Genomic DNA, 15,356 nt, shown 5'->3' on the forward strand with positions numbered 1-15,356 from the left:
TGCGCAGCGGCACCTCCTCGGCGAAGCGCGGTTGCTCGGCCACGAGCTCGTCGCCGAAGCGCTCGAGCTCCTCCAGCGGCACGAGCTTGATGAGCTGGTCGGGCATGTGCTTGTCGACCAGTTCGTGGTAGTCGCGGATGCAGGGCCGCTTGGCGGGGGCGGCCGGAGCCGGCGGGTCGGTGTTGAGGCGCATAGTGGTGAGAAAGAAGGGTTGGTGAATGGAAAAAGGCAGATTTAAGCGACCGTTGCGGGCGCGGGCAGGCGCTGCACCGCCGCGCCGTAGCCGTGGCGCACGTCCACGTAGCACGCGGCGGGCTCGGCACCCCATTTGACCCACATGGTGGTTTTGCAGGGAAAGCCGCTCACACCGGCCGCCTCCGCCGCCTCGCGCAGCGGGCCCTCCGGGCCGTAGTCCGTGCTCAGGGGGCGCTCCCACTTTGCTACCGGCTCGCGCTGCATCCAGCCGAGAATGGTGTCGGTGAGGAGTTGCTCGAAGCGGTCGAGGGTTTCCGTGGCGGGACCGGGGCTGCGCAAGGCGGCCATACTGGCCATGATTTGGGCCATTTCGCCGGCGCGGCTGCGGTCGCCGTTCTGGAACTTGCCCAGGTAGCCGGGGTCTTCGAGCTGCCGACGCCACCAGGCGGCGGCTTGTTTGGCCAGGGCCTGCAGCAGCGCCTGGCGCTCAGGGGTGAGGATGGGGATGTTGTCCATGAAAAAGGGGCTTAGGAGTCAACGGGAAGACACGAGGCCAGCAGCCGGGCGTTGGCGTAGCGCACGTTGTTGGTCAGCATCAGGCGAGCGTCTTTGAGCCGACGCACCTGCTGACCTTTGAATAGCATCTCAGAATGGCGCTGGCCCGGATAAAGCACGTCGAGCCAGCAGGTGGCGCTGGGCACCGGGCCGGCAGTCCAGGTGTAGTCGAACTGGAACCGCTCGCCCTGCGGGCCTATCCAGTGGGCCGCCACGGTAGTGCCCTGGTGCTGCTCCAGGGCCGTGAAGCCTTGCGTGCGTAACCAGGCGGCCAGCGGTACGGTGAGGTTGCGAGGGCCTTTGGGGGCCGCAGCGTAGGGCGCAGGCGATTCCATTACAGGCCCAGGGGAAGGGCAGCCGGGATGGGCAGCAGTTCAGCCGGAATTTGGTACTTGGGCAGGCCGTAGCCCACCAGCGCCACCAGGTGCTCCAGGTTCATCACCCGGCCGATGCGCACGTTGTTGAGCATGGTGGTCTTGGCCTCGTAGCCGTCGCGCACGGCGGTATCAACGGCATCGCTGGGCAGGTCCTCGATGACAAGGGAGAGCAGCCGCAGGTATTTCTGACGCTCAGTCATGTTCGTGTTTGGCACAGTTCACCCGCCAATTGCTTTCTTGCAATCATTCAGTACTGTACACCGCACAAACATACGGTTACTTATTCAAAAGAGATTAATCTCTTTTGATAAAATCAAAAATGATTAATCCAAAGTGAGCAAAGGAGCTATTAATCAGAGACTAAAATTTCTAGTCGAGAGCCTATCCACTAGCGTGAGGGCTTTTAGTGAGGCTATTGGTGATAGCTCAAGCAATACGAACAACTACATAGGCTCTAGGCAAACAGAGCCAAAGCCAGAATATTTATCTAAAGTGGTTAATCACTTTAGAAACGTAAATGCCCATTGGTTACTGACTGGTGAAGGCGAGCCATTCGTGTCCAGCCCACCCACTGGTACCACTCAGACCGGAAATTTTAATCAAGCCGGTAGCTCTAACAAGCAGGTGATAAAAGGCAACAAGGGCGGGATAGTTGGCGGCAGCATTGGCAAGGCCGAGCAGACTAATATCGTCTTATCCGAATGCGAAAGGCAACGTGACGCCTACAAAGCTGAAGTTGACTTCCTCCGCCAGCAACTGGCCATGAAGGACCAGCTCATCGAGGCCAAGGAGGAGATGCTCACATTGCTGCGGGGTAGCAGGAACCGGCCGAATTAGCTCTTCCTTAAAGACCTGCTGCTTACCTCAACACCTATTTGCGCTCGCTAGGCCTCACGGCCGACTCGCTTAGTTTTCTGTGTATTTCCAACGCATTTGGTTATGGAACCTACTACCCTTTATCGTTTCACCATTGACTTCGAGGAAGAAGTGCAAATAAGCACTTGGGAGCGAGTACCCAAGCGAGGAAAGCCCGCGTCATTTAGCATAGAAACTTCTTACAGCCAAGATGCCACCTCAATAAGGTTTGAGCTTCCGTTAATCAATTCCGACAGTATTTTTTTAGTCGTAACCCCCGTTAAAAGTCAATCAATTAAAAGCTTTTCCCGATTATCAATTCAGTGCACGACGGACGAGGCGCTCTCCTTTCAAGAGCAGCTCATACCCAATGCAGGTGACGTTTTTACGCTACTCTTATCCGACTTTGACCCGTCGCCGCTTGTGTTTTCCGTGAAGGTCTGGGATTTAAGCTTCCAGCCGCCGTCTGTAGCATTAGCGGCAATTGACTTACGCGCTCTTAAAAACCACTACACGGATACGTTCGAGGAAGATAGATTAACGGCATCCTATGCCGCCCAACCGAAGGTGACGAAGGTTCAGGACGACGAATCCATGTGGGTTTGGTACGCCACTAATCGGCAGGACCTCCGCGACACTCAAGGGCGACTACAGGGATTCGCCAAAACCGCTGCCCCCACCACCACTTATGGGAAATGCTTGGTCCACATCCCCAAAACTCACTCCATCGGCCAAACCAAGTCCAATTTTTGGAGGCGCATGCTGCTCACCTTCACGTTTCGTCAGGACGACGAAGCTCTGCGCTTGGTCGGCACCCTAATCCATGACGCCACCCCGCACTGGACCGAAATTCAAGCCGCCGCTGCCGAGTGGCCAGCCGACGAACGGTGCGCCCTGGTGTTCATCCACGGCTACAACGTCTCCTTCGAGGACGCTGCCATCCGGGCGGCCCAAATAGGGTATGACCTGCAGGTAAGAGGTCCCGTAAGTTTCTTCAGTTGGCCCTCGCAAGGCAACCTGCTGGGCTACGCAGCCGACGAAGCCGCCATCGAAGCGAGCGAGGCTGCGATTACGCAGTATCTGCTTGATTTCGCTCAACATAGCGGGGCAAAACGCGTACACGTCATTGCCCACAGCATGGGCAACCGCGGACTGTTGCGCGCCCTGCAGCGCATTGCCACTGGCACGGCTGCCGAAACGCCCAAGCTTTTCGAGCACATTATCTTGGCCGCACCTGACGTCGACCAAGCACTATTCTTAAACTTAGCCGAGTACTATGGCCGCACCGCACGCCATACCACGCTCTACGTTTCCAGCAAAGACAAAGCGCTAGCGGGTTCCCGCATGCTCCGGACCGGCATGGCCCGCGCTGGCCTGACTCCCCCAGTTACCATAGCGCCACGCATCGACACGGTACAAGTGGCCAACATAGACCTCACGCTGCTGGGCCACGGCTACGTAGCCGAGGCACGTGAAGTGCTCACCGATATGCACCAGCTCCTCTACCAAAACGCCGCTCCGGCCAAACGAATGGGTCTGCGTGCAGCTCAGGAAAACGGGCATTCTTATTGGATAATTGGTGCATAATCCGGCCACTCTGGTGAATCAATAATACACCATAACGGTGAGGACAATTAGAAGCCGTATCAATGAGGTCGAAGCAATCCAATAACGCAGAATCACTTTCCTAATATTTAGAATAAAGATTTCTAATACTTCTAGCTTAGAAGCCCAAGTTTTTTCTGCTACTTAGTGCCCCCAAAGTTGTACTGTATGGTACTGGCTTTGGGGGCGCTTCCTTTTCCTTCACTCCTACCCCATCGCATGCCCAGAAAATCTACCATACCCCTGGGGCTGAAGCAACTGCTCAAGCTCCTTAAAACGTGTGTGCTGCGCTTAAGCCGCGAAACCAAGATTCCCAGCGCGCGGCTCGTAGAGATTTACGAAACCGGCGACATAACGCAAGCAGAGCTGCATGACTTACTGAGGGCGCTGGGGTCACCGCTGGTTGACTACCTAGCCGCGGCACTGGGCAGGATGTGTGCCGACCGCATGGTCACCGGCATGCAGATGCAAATCGGCGTTGTCAATCAGACCGGGTATGGCAACAAGCAGCGCACCAAGCTTGAAAACCATCATCACCACCACCAGCACATTCATCTGCACGTCATGAACGAGCCGGAGCCGAGGGCCCTGGGCGCGTCACCGCAGCGCCAGCAGTTGCAGCCGGGGCATGCCGGTGGCGTGGTGCGGCAGCTGGGGCCGGTTGGGGCGGGGCAGGATGTGGAGAAAGCGGCATAAGTCATGCTCGCGCTGCTACCACTGCTCGCCAGCCTGCTAGGCACACCTGCGCAGGCGCATCACCCCACTCCTGCCCGCCCGGCTGTCCACCAACGTACTGCGGCCAAGCACAAGGCGGCCGTGCCCGTGGCCTACTACTGCGCCAGCGGCAACATCGTCAAATACCACGCCTCGCCCAGTTGCCGCGGCCTCTACCGCTGCAACGCCTCAGTGGATAAGATTGCGCTGAGCACCGCGCAGGCCCGCATGGAACCGTGCCGGGTATGCCACTGAAGAAACTGAAGCCTCCTGTGTGGGGGTATAATAGGCCTAACTAAACAGCTCATGCCCATTCCTGCCAAACACCTGGTTCAACACCAGAGCAAACCAGTAACAGTTTCCCTCGATACAAAGCTTACGCAAGCGTTGGCTTTAATGATTGAACATGATTTCAGCCAGCTCCCAGTAGTAGATGCTGATTTCAAGCCACAAGGTATTGTAACAACAGACAGCATAACTCGAGCGCTCCTTACACTTGGAACCAGCGTAAAAGAACCAAAAGTAAAAGATGTCTTCACCAAAGCTCCCGTCTTTCGAGCAGACGAAGACTTACTATATTTACTAGATTATCTACTTAAGGCATCTGCTGTATTCATAACCGATGCAGAAGGCACGCTTACTGGTATTATAACAGACTATGATACAACACAATATTTTCGACAACGAGCCGAAGACATTGTACTTGTTGAAGATATTGAAAGCACACTAAAAGCCCATTTACGTGCAGTTCACAATGCGCAAACAGAAGACAGTGAGGATTTAAGCAATGGTATTGCTACACTCAATACTACCCTTGATGAAACACGCAAGAGAAGCCAGGCTACTCTAAAGGAATATTGCAAGAATAAAGAACTGGAATTTTCTCAAGACGAAGCAAATGCAGTAATAGACAAATTTTTTCCGGTAGCTGACAAAAACCGACCATTCGATGATTTAACACTGTCAGAGTACATTCAATTTGCGCAAAAAGCTTGGCCGAAACTGAGTGCTATTTTTAATCTTCCCAAGAATGCTTGGTCAGAAATGATGGATGCAGTTCGGGAAATACGAAACAAATTGGTTCACTTCCGAGGTGACATTTCACCTGTAGAGCGCGCAAAATTGCGCTATTGCGCTGAATGGTATAAAACACACCAGCCTTCTCAAAAAGATACTGCTCCTATTAACGATGCATCTTCTACGGCTAAAGCTGCTCCAGTCGTAAATGCTGAAAATAATATTACCGCCAATGCTGATTCACCCACCACTAAATTTGTACCATATAATAAGATAACAGAATACCTCAATGAATTAAACAAAACGCTCAAAGCGCCTGTCGACAACTTCAGTGTTCCTCTTGTTTTCATTGAAAACAATCTAAAGATTGAACTACCAAGAGCTGCTCACGACCATATTACGTGGTGGACCCAACATGTATTCAGGAATCGAGTGTGGTCTCGAGATGGATGGAAAGTCACTTCTGTCAACTTAGCTGCATCGACTCCATCTGTCACTTTTAGTCGGATTACTTTAGCGCCACCTCCCCCCTTAGCAAAAGCAGACGTTTAGCCATGCCAAAGATGCTCAGCAACGTGGTGGGGAAGGTGCGCAACATCTCCCTCCCACAGGAAAGCGGCCTGCTGGCCCTACACGAAGCCATTGTAAACTCGCTTCATTCCATTGAAGCGGCGCAAAAACGTGTGCCTGGCCTCAAAGGCGAAATTTTGATTGAGGTACGCCGCGACGAGCAGGCCACGCCTGATGCTGACGGCCTCTACCCCGTGCACGACATTGTCATCACCGACAACGGCGTGGGGTTTGACGCCAAGAACTGGAATTCCTTCCAGACTGCTGATTCCACCTTCAAGCAGAACATCGGGGGCAAGGGCATCGGCCGGTTCCTGTGGCTCAAAGTATTTGAGTACGCCGAGGTGCGCTCGGTGTTTAAAGACCTCAAAGACCAGAAGTTTTACAACCGCTCGTTCTCGTTCGTTCTGAACGACAAAACGCCTATTGTAGATGACCGGACGGTGGCATTGGTTAACGGAGATGTGCGCCCGGCAGGCGCTCACATCATCTTGCGTGGCCTGCGGCCTGAGTACGCCGACAGCTTCAGCGGCCCGCTGTCGGACATTGCCGATGCCATCATCGAGCACCACATCCACTTTTTAGTAGACAAAGGCTGCCCGGAATTGACACTGCGGGAAACCCGGCCCAATGGCTCCAGCCAAGAGTTTAATCTCAACAACCGCTTCTGGCGGGAGTTTCTACTTGACCGCGACGCGGACTCCATCTCCTTGAATGGCTACGACTTTGAATTAGCCCTACTTAAAGTCAAGAACGAAGGAAGCAAAGTGCGCCATGCTATTTTGTATAGTGCCAATCGGCGCGTGGTGCTATCCCATGCGCTCACTGCCCTCATCCCCGACTTGGTGAAGCCGCTCCAGGTACCTGAAAGCCCTACCAATGCAATGTTTGATGTTCTGGTACTGGTAAGTGGCAGTTACCTCGACCAACACGTCAACGGGGAGCGCACCCACCTAATGCTGCCGCTGAAAAAAAGCACTGCATCGGGTAAGCTAGGCAAGCCTGTGCTGTCGCTGGAAGAAATTGAAGAAGCTGTTGTGCAACAGACCGAAGAGTACTTGGCCGATTCTCTGGTAGAAATTCGCCGTGAGAAGCACGAGCACATTCGGCATTTCGTCGTGACTCAAGCACCACAATACCGCAGCTTACTTGGCTACACCGAACGCCTAAACAAGATTAGACCTGGCTTGAGCCCAGACAAGCTTGATATTGAATTGCACAAGGTGCGCAATGAACTGGTGCTCGAAACCAAGCACGAAGTGGGCCGGATGCTTGATGCCAGCGAGGCCTTGGCCCCCAATACGGAAGAGTTCACTAAGGACTTGAACAAGTTGATGAGCCAAATTAGCGACGTCAATCAGACCAACTTAGCTGACTATGTGGTGCAGCGAAAGATGATTCTAATGCTGTTCGAGCGCGTGCTGAAGCTCCGCAATGATAACACGTACGAGTTGGAGGAGCGGATTCACAACATCGTCTTTCCGATGGAAAGTAATTCCGACCAGATTCAATACAAAGACCACAACCTGTGGCTGATTGACGAACGGCTCTCCTACCACAACTTTCTCCACTCCGACCTGCCGCTGAACATCGCCGATAGCAACTCCCCGCGCCCCGACATTGTCGCCGGCTTTGAGCGCAATCTGCTTTACACAGACCGCGAAAACGCGCCCTACGACTCCTTTACCATCATCGAGTTTAAGCGCCCCATGCGCGATTACTACGGCAAGGAGGATGACCCCATCGCTCAGGTGCAGCGCTACCTAGCATACATTCAGACCGGCGATGCGACCGATGCTGAAGGCCGGCCTATCAATCCGACAGGAGCCAAATTCTACTGCTATATTATTTGTGACCTTACTAAGAAAGTTCGAAACTTTGCCAAGGAGCGCGGATTTACAGAGTCACGCGATGGCGAGGGCTATTTTTGGTACAATCCTAATTTTCACGCATATTTCGAGCTTATTTCCTTTGACAAGCTGGTCAAAGATTCCAAGCAGCGAAACCAAGTGCTTTTTGATAAATTAGGCATTGGTCAAGCTTAAACCACAGCGCCCCTACCGGTATCGGCAGGGGCGCTGTGGTTTAAATCAAAACTCAATCTTTAGTTGCTTCCTCGTCTCTGGCTCCTCCAGCCCACTAACATTGAGCTGTGTTTCAGCAATGAATTTATCTACGATTTGTTCCTTGATATCCGGGTCCACTTCGGGCTGCTTGAGCAATTCGACCAATAAGGGTTTGTGATACGCAGTATATTTTCTCTGCTCTAGCATATCCCGCAGCAAATTCGGAATTTCGGCGAATCGTGCAGGAATGCCACGGACATTCCATAGGCGCAGCACAAGCTGCAACAGTTCCTGAATGGGTATATCAATCTCGGCTTGGAGAACTATCGCCACGTAATCCACCTGTCCTTGCTCCGACAACCTCTCAAAATCGACTGGTAATGAGTGTATGGCAGCATTGTTGCGGCCTAAAACACCGACACTGGCTATAAATCGCAGTAATCCTTCCCGAATAGGTTTACCGGGCAAGAAAGAAACGAAGCGGTCAATTAGCTCACGAATATTCCTACCCGCCAGTAAATGATAGTCCCATTCGCCCAGCCAGGTGATTCGCCGGCCCATGGCATCCAATTCATTGACTGCACTCACCCAATCAATATCTTCTTCCAACAAGCTCAGAAGCGTCGGCGCGGTAACAGACCGCGTGGCTGACTGAGCTAGTTCCACTACAGTGGCGACAGGCAATGTCAGTAGATTCATGGTTGGGTCCGTTCTTCTTCTGGTAGTAACCCTTCTAACAAAGAAAAAAGCGTTTGCCAGTACCGGTCGGGCCCGGGTAGTGGTCGTCGTAGCAAATGCTTCTAGCAGGTCGGCTTCTGAAACGCTATGCGGTGCAGATGTAGTAGTTACGGCAATGGCGTTAAACGGCTGAATTCCCCGCTGGCCGATTTCGGCAGTAAATGGCCACTCTTCGTTAGTGAATACCCGAAAATCAGCTACCGTAACCCCTTCTTTTTCCCAACGCGTTTCCGCAGCCTTCCACTCTGCAGTGGAGCCAAATTGTCCTTGTCGGGCGCGCGAGGCATAATCCAGTAGTTCTTGAGTTGAACTGACTCCATTCAGTATCCAAACAAGCTGCCAAGGCAGGTAATAGTGGCCTCTAAACCCAGGGTCGTAAGCCTTGTGTTGGGCCAAAGCTTCCAAGCCATCGGCAAGAGTCTGAGCAGATGGTTGAAGCAGAAAGCTCCGGCACACAACAAGAGGCAACCAGTCCATATTGACCGGCTGCGCTTTTGCAATGCGCTTCAGATCTTTTTCAGACAATGTGCGCACCCGATAATTGAAAGAGAAATCTCTGTCTTCGTTCGCTAATTGAATTTTACGTTCGTTGCCATGTTCCAGTTCTTGAGCAGATTTAATCCAACGTATAGGCGTTTTCCCTACCAAATTTGTATCTACCCAGTGTATTCCCGATTGCCCTGCTACTTCCTGCACCATTGACACCTGCCAAGGCTCCCAAGTGAACTGCGCGACGAGGCGCTCTAGTAGATAACGGGCAGCTGCTGCTTTTTTCGGCCACAACTGGTGCAACATTTCCTTCGCCCACTCCGCTTCATCTTTTCGTTTGGCTAGCTCAACTAGCACTGTGAACAGGCCTAACTTATCGTCTGAATTATGCACTCCGATAGCAGCTTGAGCGGCCATCCGGTAGCGCTCATCATGCATGCTACTATACAGTCCTACCAAGCGGATGGCCGTCAAGTGATGAGGTAAGTTTACCAGCTGAAGCGCGGTGCCGAGCAGCATCCGACGGTATTTGGGTCGGGACTCCCCGACCCCATCTTCCAATATCTCAAGGGCTAAGCGCGCGCCGGCCTGAGTATGGTACAGAATCGGGACGTTGTCATCGTCGTTGAGCTCATTACATAGCTGCACAATGATGTCGCATTGCTGGTCATCCTGAAGCGAAAATGCCCGACCAACAGCGAACAAGACCGTATTTAGCCAATAGGGAATTGTAGCAACTGCCCGTAACCGCTCTTTTACGGTGAGATAGTCCCCACGCATTAACGCGCGGGCTGCGGAGAATTCCTGCAGGGAGCGCACTTCAAACCCATAACTGTCTTGTTCGGCTTGCACCATGAACACCAGCCGGTCGAGCGTAATGGCCATGAACTCGTCGGTGGTGCCCGATACTTCTGGCTCTTCAAAACCAACACTCACCAGATAATTATACACCAGTTCGCGCAGTTCATCCCTAGATATTCGTCCCTGTTTAACCGTCTTGTTCTCAGCATCTGCTTCCGTTTCCGCCTCAATCTGCAGCTTGAGTCCGATACGGTCATGAATTACCTCAATGCTCTGCCGATGAGTAACCAAAATGTCCGAGAGTTTGAGTCCCCGTTCCTGCTCCCGTTGGTAGATAATGTCGTAGTATCGCTGAAATAGCATAAACCGCTCGCGAGGCAGGTTACCAACTATTTCAACAAGCACAGCCATAATAGTGACTTGCAACGGGCTTTCCATCAGACGGGCAATGGCGTCGTCCTCGGCAGCTTTTGCTAACCGCTCCATTACCAGTTCTCGTCTTTCTGGGCGCATTGCATACTTTGCGTCGACCAGTTTTCGAGCATATACTAGCGCTTCATCCCTTGTTAAGGGTAGAAGCGTCATGTGGTTGTATTTATCAGGCGCAAACTCTCCGTTGAATCCTTGCGGTCGGGTGGTAGCGATGACCAACACGTCAGCGTCTTTATTGCGTGCCTCGTCCAGAAAGTTCTGCACGACATCCAACACTTGCGTACGGTTACTTACGGCGGGCACCTCATCGAGCCCATCAAAAGCAATCAGTAAGGGCGTAGTAGCTAGTAACTGCTCAGCATCCCGACGAGCGAAAGGCATCCCACTTTTTGTACGCACAGTTGCTGCTACGTAATCTAACACTGAAGCCACCTCCCTATTTGCCAGCGCGCTTGCTAACTGCTCCAACACAATACGAAACGGCACCCTGGGGTGCAAGGGCAGCCCGATGCTTGCGCTGACAGCAGTCTGCTTAACGCCAAGCGCAATTGCTTCAACGTCTGGCTCGCATGTATTGAATTGTCCGGACAGCAACAGCGCCGCCCGGTGGCGCTGGGACAGGTACTGCGCCAAGGTGCTTTTACCTTGACCTGGTCCTCCAATAAAAACGAATCGCGAAGGATTTAACTGCATTGGCGATAAGGCTTGCGACTTAGCAGACGCTACGTGCAACTCATCACTATTTTCTTTGGAACCTTCCGTTTCCGCTGCTTCTTGACGTTTTAGGTCCGAAGGTGCAATTGGACGGTCAGAAACTTGCTGAACGGCCTCTACTACCTGAACGTCTTTCATTCTATTGTTCACGCCCATCGTAGTGGCGCGCAAATCGACGAAAACCCGAGCAAGAGGAGGCTGCTCATCAGCCGTATGGCCAGCTTGCATTAAGTTCACATACTGGTCATTGCGTATTTCTTTGTGTAGAAATACATACAGGGCATCCCTGATGTTGGTTGGTGCACCAAGTGCAACAGCCGCTCGGTGTAATACATCGCCGGCGTGCAGGAATCCAAACCCTTCAGCTATCTGCCTATTCGTATCAAGTAAATTTCCCAGCTTATCCCGGTCCCATACGTCGGCCCCTTTCATTTTCAATTCCTTCACCCAGTGGGCCAGTCGACGCTTAAATCTATCTTTCCCGCCCGTGTTGAGCTTAGCCGAGAGCTCGACGTTCGTTATAAACAAGAAATACTCTGGCCTTTTTCGAGGCACAACTGCCGATTGGTACATATCCATTTCAGCATCGAGCTGAGCAATAGCCCAATCAGCATCAGTTTTAAGTGACCCACTCAGCCTTTCCTTCTGCTTACACTGCACCACTAGATACCCATCCCAAGGTTCCTCATCTAATGGGTACTTCATCTTCCCCTGATAAGTAGCTTCACGTCCCCCATCCGTACCTGAGCCAAATATGGATGTACCTCTGGCTACATACTCAGCACAGAGTGCATTAGCCAGTTGCTCAAATTTTTTATCGTCAAGGTTTTCGAAGTCGTAAGCTGACATGTAAAGTAGAGAGATGTGGAGTGGAGCAGTTTCGGGAAGGTAGCGCAAAAGGTGGAATGGCGGGCATTGGCTGCGTGAATTCTATCATGACCTCCTTGATTCTTACTTTGCGGGCCAATGGAAGTAACCCGCCAACTTCTCGCTGAGCGGGCCGGCAAAAAAGGCCTCGCTCGCATTCAACTCACCTTCTGCTGGGCAGGTCAGCGCCTGCGCCTGAGCAGTGGCCAGAAGGTGCAGCCCAAGGACTGGGACGCCAAGCGCGGCCGCACCAAGGCCAAGCCTAACACCTACCTCGACGACGTCAATACCATTCTTGACCGCTACGCCGATGCGGCCACCGCGGCTGAGCACGCGGCCACGATGGCCGGCCGGACGCTGGACAAGGCCGCGATGAAAACCGAGATTGAGCGCCGCTACCTCGAGCTGGCTGCCGGCCCCAATGCCCTCCCCCCACTTCCGGAGTTGCCGGCGCCGGTACCGCGCACCGTGGCCGAGGAGATGGCCCACTGGGTCGAAACCGTAGTGGCCGCCCGCGTCTCGCGCCGCACCGGGCGCCTCATCAACAAGAAGGTGGTGCACAACCACCGCCGCGCCGCGGCCGACCTGGCGGCCTACGCCAAGGTGAGCCCACTGCCGCTCACCTACGCCAGCTTCGATGCGCGCTTCAACGAGGGCTTCCGCAACTTCGTCCTCGGCCAGCTGCAGCGCGGCCCCGGCACCTACAACCACTACCTGGGCCTGGTGCGCGCGTTTCTGATTTGGGCCGTGTACGAGGGCCATCCCGTGTACCGCCGCTTCCGCGAGGAGCTCAAGCCCATCGAGCACCAGGTGTTCGTCGACTCGCTCACCGAGGACGAGGTGCGCGCCATCGCCGGCATCGACATCGACAGCCCGGCCGTGTGGGCCTACGTGCGCGCGCACTTCCCCGAGCAGCCCACGGCCGGCATCCGCCGGATGATTACGACCGAGGAGCACCACCGGCGCCTGCGCCTGACCCGCGACAAGTTCCTGCTCTGCACCTACACGGCCCTGCGCATCGGCGATGCCGACACCCTGCGCCCGGCCCATCTGCACGGCGACGTAGCGCGGGTAAAAGCCAGCAAAACGGGGGTGACCTGCATCATCCCCCTGGTCGACGACGACGTGTTCAAGCCGGCCGCGTTGCTGCGCGCCTACGCCGGGGTCGACCCCAAGCTCTGCCTGCCCCGCATCAACTATCCGTACCTTTACCTCCCCCACGTGCAAGCGCTGGCCGGCATCGAGCGGGTCGCGCTGCAGTACCACCTGGGCCGCAAAACCTTCGCCACGCTGAAGGTGGCCCAGGGCGTCCCGCGCTCGCAGGTGATGATGACGACCGGCCACCAGACCGAGTCGAGCTTTAATCACTACCTCGGCATCAACGAGGCCGAGCTGCTGGACTGGTATCGCCGCACGGCCCGCAAAAAGGTGGCATAAAAGGGTGGCAAACGCAGGAGTAATCTGGATTACTCTGGATTACATCAAATTCAAAAAAGCACCTTGAGCGTCGCTAAACCCACTTTATCACAAACCACAGCCACCCGCACCTATTCTTTAGGGTTCTGGCTGATGTGCCTGTCGTCGTTCCTGTTTTTTCTCAGCTTCAACCTGCTGCTGCCCGAGCTGCCCGACCACCTCACCCGGCTGGGCGGGGGCGAGTACAAGGGCTTCATCATTGCGCTGTTCACGCTCACGGCGGGGCTCAGCCGGCCGTTTTCGGGCAAGCTGGCCGATACCGTGGGCCGCATTCCGGTGATGGTGTTTGGCTCGCTGGTGTGTTTCGTGTGCGGCTTCGTGTACCCCTGGGCTCTTACCGTGACGGGCTTTCTGGGGCTGCGGCTGCTGCACGGCTTCAGCACGGGCTTCAAGCCCACGGGCACGGCCGCCTTCATTGCCGACATCGTGCCCGTGGAGCGCCGCGGCGAGGCCATGGGCCTGCTCGGCGTGACGGGCAGCCTGGGCATGGCCGCCGGGCCAGCCTTCGGCTCGTGGGTGGCCACGCACTTCTCGCTGAACACCATGTTTTATTGCTCGAGCGCGGCGGCGCTGCTCTCGGTGCTGGTGCAGGGCACGCTCACCGAAACGCTGCCGGTGGCCCAGCGCGAGAAATTCCGCTTCGGGCTGCTGAAGCTGAACTGGGGCGAGGTGCTGGAGCCGCGGGTGCTGCCGGCGGCACTGTGCACGCTGCTGTGTTTGTTTCCGTTCGGGGCCGTGCTTACGGTGATACCCGACCAGAGCCGGCTGCTGGGCCTCACGGGCACGAGCAAGGGCTGGTTTTACCTGTGCTACACCATTGCCTCGCTGGCCGTGCGGCTGGTGGCGGGCAAGTCGTCGGACACCTACGGGCGAGTGCGGGTGCTGCGCTGGTCGACGGCGCTGCTGGGCACGGGGCTGGCCATTCTGGTGTTTACGCCCTCGGTACCGGGCTTTCTGCTGGGCGCAGTGGTGTTTGGGCTGGGCACGGGGCTGAACTCGCCCACGCTCTACGCCTGGACCATCGACCTGAGCGACGAGCTGCGCCGGGGCCGGGCCGTGGCCACCATGTACATCGCCCTCGAAGCCGGTATTGGCTTGGGCGCGCTGGCGGCGGGCTGGATTTTCGCCAACCAGGCTGCCCACCTGCCCTACGTGCACGGCCTGAGCCTGCTGTGCGTGCTGGCGGCCTTGGCCTACCTGCTGCGCCTGCCCATCGATACGCCCACCGGCCACCAGCCCGCCACCGATGCGGCCCCCGAGCCGCAGGGCGAAGAAGTAGTGTAGCCAGCTGGCCCTGCCTGCTTGGGTGCCGGCCGCCGCTGCCTAATTCAGGCCAAAGGCGATGCCGTAGGAAATTTCTACCCCGCCGGGCGAGAGCAGCCGCGCGAAGTCGCGCGCCGAAGGGTTGTAGCTACCCGACGTGTACTCGTACGGGTCGCGGACGAGCGCCACGCCATAGCCCACCGCGCCCAGCGTGCCAAACCGCCGGATGGGCTGCCAGCGCACGCCGACGCGCCCGTGCACCAGCGGCGTGGCCAAGTAGCTCACCCGGGCGTCGTCGCCCGTGTTGTAGTAGGTGCTGCCACCGTTGGTAGAAGTGCTCTTGGTGGTGATGCGCACGTCGCGCAGGCCCGTGCTGTACACCAGGTTTCCGCCTACAAAGGCCGACACCTTCCGCTCGGGATGAAAGAAGTAGCGCGTGCCGATGCCAAACTTGCCCCCGGTGATGGTGAAGCCCAGCCCGCCGTTCACATCAAGCCGGGTCGTTACCATGTGGCTTAGCTCAATGCCCCAGCCGTAGGGGGCACCCCAGCCCAGGCCCAGGCCCAGCGTGGTGGCCGGGTAGCGGCTGGCCACCTCGGGCAGGGCTTGGGAAGCGGCCGCC

Annotated in this window: 14 protein-coding genes; 8 read left to right on the plus strand and 6 right to left on the minus strand. The window is 55.6% G+C overall.

Going from position 1 to position 15,356, the window contains the following annotated elements; all coding sequences use genetic code 11:
• The 4 genes from ACYVDE_RS04115 to ACYVDE_RS04130 all read right to left on the minus strand — a co-directional run.
• Nucleotides 1-193: hypothetical protein (locus ACYVDE_RS04115; protein WP_460500190.1), on the minus strand; the 193-nt coding region annotated here is incomplete at its 3' end.
• Between the two features lie 41 nt (nucleotides 194-234).
• A complete protein-coding gene (locus tag ACYVDE_RS04120; protein WP_460500191.1) occupies nucleotides 235-711 on the minus strand; it encodes a hypothetical protein in 477 nt (158 codons plus the stop codon).
• Between the two features lie 11 nt (nucleotides 712-722).
• A complete protein-coding gene (locus ACYVDE_RS04125) occupies nucleotides 723-1,085 on the minus strand; it encodes a hypothetical protein (protein WP_460500192.1) in 363 nt (120 codons plus the stop codon).
• Nucleotides 1,085-1,327, minus strand: a complete 243-nt coding sequence (locus ACYVDE_RS04130; RefSeq protein ID WP_460500193.1) for a hypothetical protein — start codon at nucleotides 1,325-1,327, stop codon at nucleotides 1,085-1,087. The genes ACYVDE_RS04125 and ACYVDE_RS04130 overlap by 1 nt, the downstream gene beginning before the upstream one ends.
• Before the next feature lie 193 nt (nucleotides 1,328-1,520).
• On the opposite strand from ACYVDE_RS04130, the gene ACYVDE_RS04135 reads away from it, so the two are divergent.
• The 6 genes from ACYVDE_RS04135 (at nucleotide 1,521) to ACYVDE_RS04160 (ending at nucleotide 7,933) form a co-directional block, all read left to right on the plus strand.
• A complete protein-coding gene (locus ACYVDE_RS04135) occupies nucleotides 1,521-1,964 on the plus strand; it encodes a hypothetical protein (RefSeq protein ID WP_460500194.1) in 444 nt (147 codons plus the stop codon).
• 102 nt (nucleotides 1,965-2,066) lie between these two features.
• The gene (locus tag ACYVDE_RS04140) at nucleotides 2,067-3,569 is read left to right on the plus strand and encodes an alpha/beta hydrolase (RefSeq protein ID WP_460500195.1); all 1,503 of its coding nucleotides are present in this window, start codon (nucleotides 2,067-2,069) and stop codon (nucleotides 3,567-3,569) included.
• Between the two features lie 237 nt (nucleotides 3,570-3,806).
• Entirely contained in the window at nucleotides 3,807-4,283 is a 477-nt protein-coding gene (locus ACYVDE_RS04145; protein ID WP_460500196.1) for a hypothetical protein, read from the plus strand.
• Between the two features lie 3 nt (nucleotides 4,284-4,286).
• Nucleotides 4,287-4,556, plus strand: a complete 270-nt coding sequence (locus tag ACYVDE_RS04150; RefSeq protein WP_460500197.1) for a hypothetical protein — start codon at nucleotides 4,287-4,289, stop codon at nucleotides 4,554-4,556.
• A gap of 51 nt (nucleotides 4,557-4,607) precedes the next feature.
• Nucleotides 4,608-5,870 carry a CBS domain-containing protein gene (locus tag ACYVDE_RS04155; RefSeq protein WP_460500198.1) on the plus strand — a complete coding sequence of 421 codons (1,263 nt, stop codon included), beginning with the start codon at nucleotides 4,608-4,610 and terminating at the stop codon, nucleotides 5,868-5,870.
• A gap of 11 nt (nucleotides 5,871-5,881) precedes the next feature.
• Nucleotides 5,882-7,933 (plus strand): ATP-binding protein, encoded by a 2,052-nt coding sequence (locus tag ACYVDE_RS04160; RefSeq protein WP_460500199.1) that lies wholly within the window; start codon nucleotides 5,882-5,884, stop codon nucleotides 7,931-7,933.
• A gap of 45 nt (nucleotides 7,934-7,978) precedes the next feature.
• Here the strand turns inward: ACYVDE_RS04160 and ACYVDE_RS04165 are convergent, their stop codons facing one another.
• The gene (locus tag ACYVDE_RS04165) at nucleotides 7,979-11,977 is read right to left on the minus strand and encodes an NACHT domain-containing protein (RefSeq protein WP_460500200.1); all 3,999 of its coding nucleotides are present in this window, start codon (nucleotides 11,975-11,977) and stop codon (nucleotides 7,979-7,981) included.
• Nucleotides 11,978-12,094: 117 nt separating this feature from the next.
• Here ACYVDE_RS04165 and ACYVDE_RS04170 point away from each other — a divergent pair, with 117 nt between their 5' ends.
• Complete coding sequence (locus tag ACYVDE_RS04170; protein WP_460500201.1) at nucleotides 12,095-13,432, plus strand: hypothetical protein; 1,338 nt, start codon at nucleotides 12,095-12,097, stop codon at nucleotides 13,430-13,432.
• 63 nt (nucleotides 13,433-13,495) lie between these two features.
• Nucleotides 13,496-14,755 carry an MFS transporter gene (locus ACYVDE_RS04175; RefSeq protein WP_460500202.1) on the plus strand — a complete coding sequence of 420 codons (1,260 nt, stop codon included), beginning with the start codon at nucleotides 13,496-13,498 and terminating at the stop codon, nucleotides 14,753-14,755.
• Nucleotides 14,756-14,794: 39 nt separating this feature from the next.
• Here the strand turns inward: ACYVDE_RS04175 and ACYVDE_RS04180 are convergent.
• The coding region (locus tag ACYVDE_RS04180; protein ID WP_460500203.1) for a hypothetical protein at nucleotides 14,795-15,356 on the minus strand (562 nt) is incomplete at its 5' end.

The sequence above is a fragment of the Hymenobacter agri genome, assembly GCF_054778495.1.

What these genes read in the sequence shown, in the direction of transcription:
- ACYVDE_RS04150 (WP_460500197.1), top strand. Translation starts at nt 4,287, where the DNA reads ATGCTCGCGCTGCTACCACTGCTCGCCAGCCTGCTAGGCACACCTGCG.
- ACYVDE_RS04145 (WP_460500196.1), top strand. Translation starts at nt 3,807, where the DNA reads ATGCCCAGAAAATCTACCATACCCCTGGGGCTGAAGCAACTGCTCAAG.
- ACYVDE_RS04160 (WP_460500199.1), top strand. Translation starts at nt 5,882, where the DNA reads ATGCTCAGCAACGTGGTGGGGAAGGTGCGCAACATCTCCCTCCCACAG.
- ACYVDE_RS04140 (WP_460500195.1), top strand. Translation starts at nt 2,067, where the DNA reads ATGGAACCTACTACCCTTTATCGTTTCACCATTGACTTCGAGGAAGAA.
- ACYVDE_RS04125 (WP_460500192.1), bottom strand. Translation starts at nt 1,085, where the DNA reads ATGGAATCGCCTGCGCCCTACGCTGCGGCCCCCAAAGGCCCTCGCAAC.
- ACYVDE_RS04120 (WP_460500191.1), bottom strand. Translation starts at nt 711, where the DNA reads ATGGACAACATCCCCATCCTCACCCCTGAGCGCCAGGCGCTGCTGCAG.
- ACYVDE_RS04155 (WP_460500198.1), top strand. Translation starts at nt 4,608, where the DNA reads ATGCCCATTCCTGCCAAACACCTGGTTCAACACCAGAGCAAACCAGTA.
- ACYVDE_RS04165 (WP_460500200.1), bottom strand. Translation starts at nt 11,977, where the DNA reads ATGTCAGCTTACGACTTCGAAAACCTTGACGATAAAAAATTTGAGCAA.
- ACYVDE_RS04130 (WP_460500193.1), bottom strand. Translation starts at nt 1,327, where the DNA reads ATGACTGAGCGTCAGAAATACCTGCGGCTGCTCTCCCTTGTCATCGAG.
- ACYVDE_RS04170 (WP_460500201.1), top strand. Translation starts at nt 12,095, where the DNA reads ATGGAAGTAACCCGCCAACTTCTCGCTGAGCGGGCCGGCAAAAAAGGC.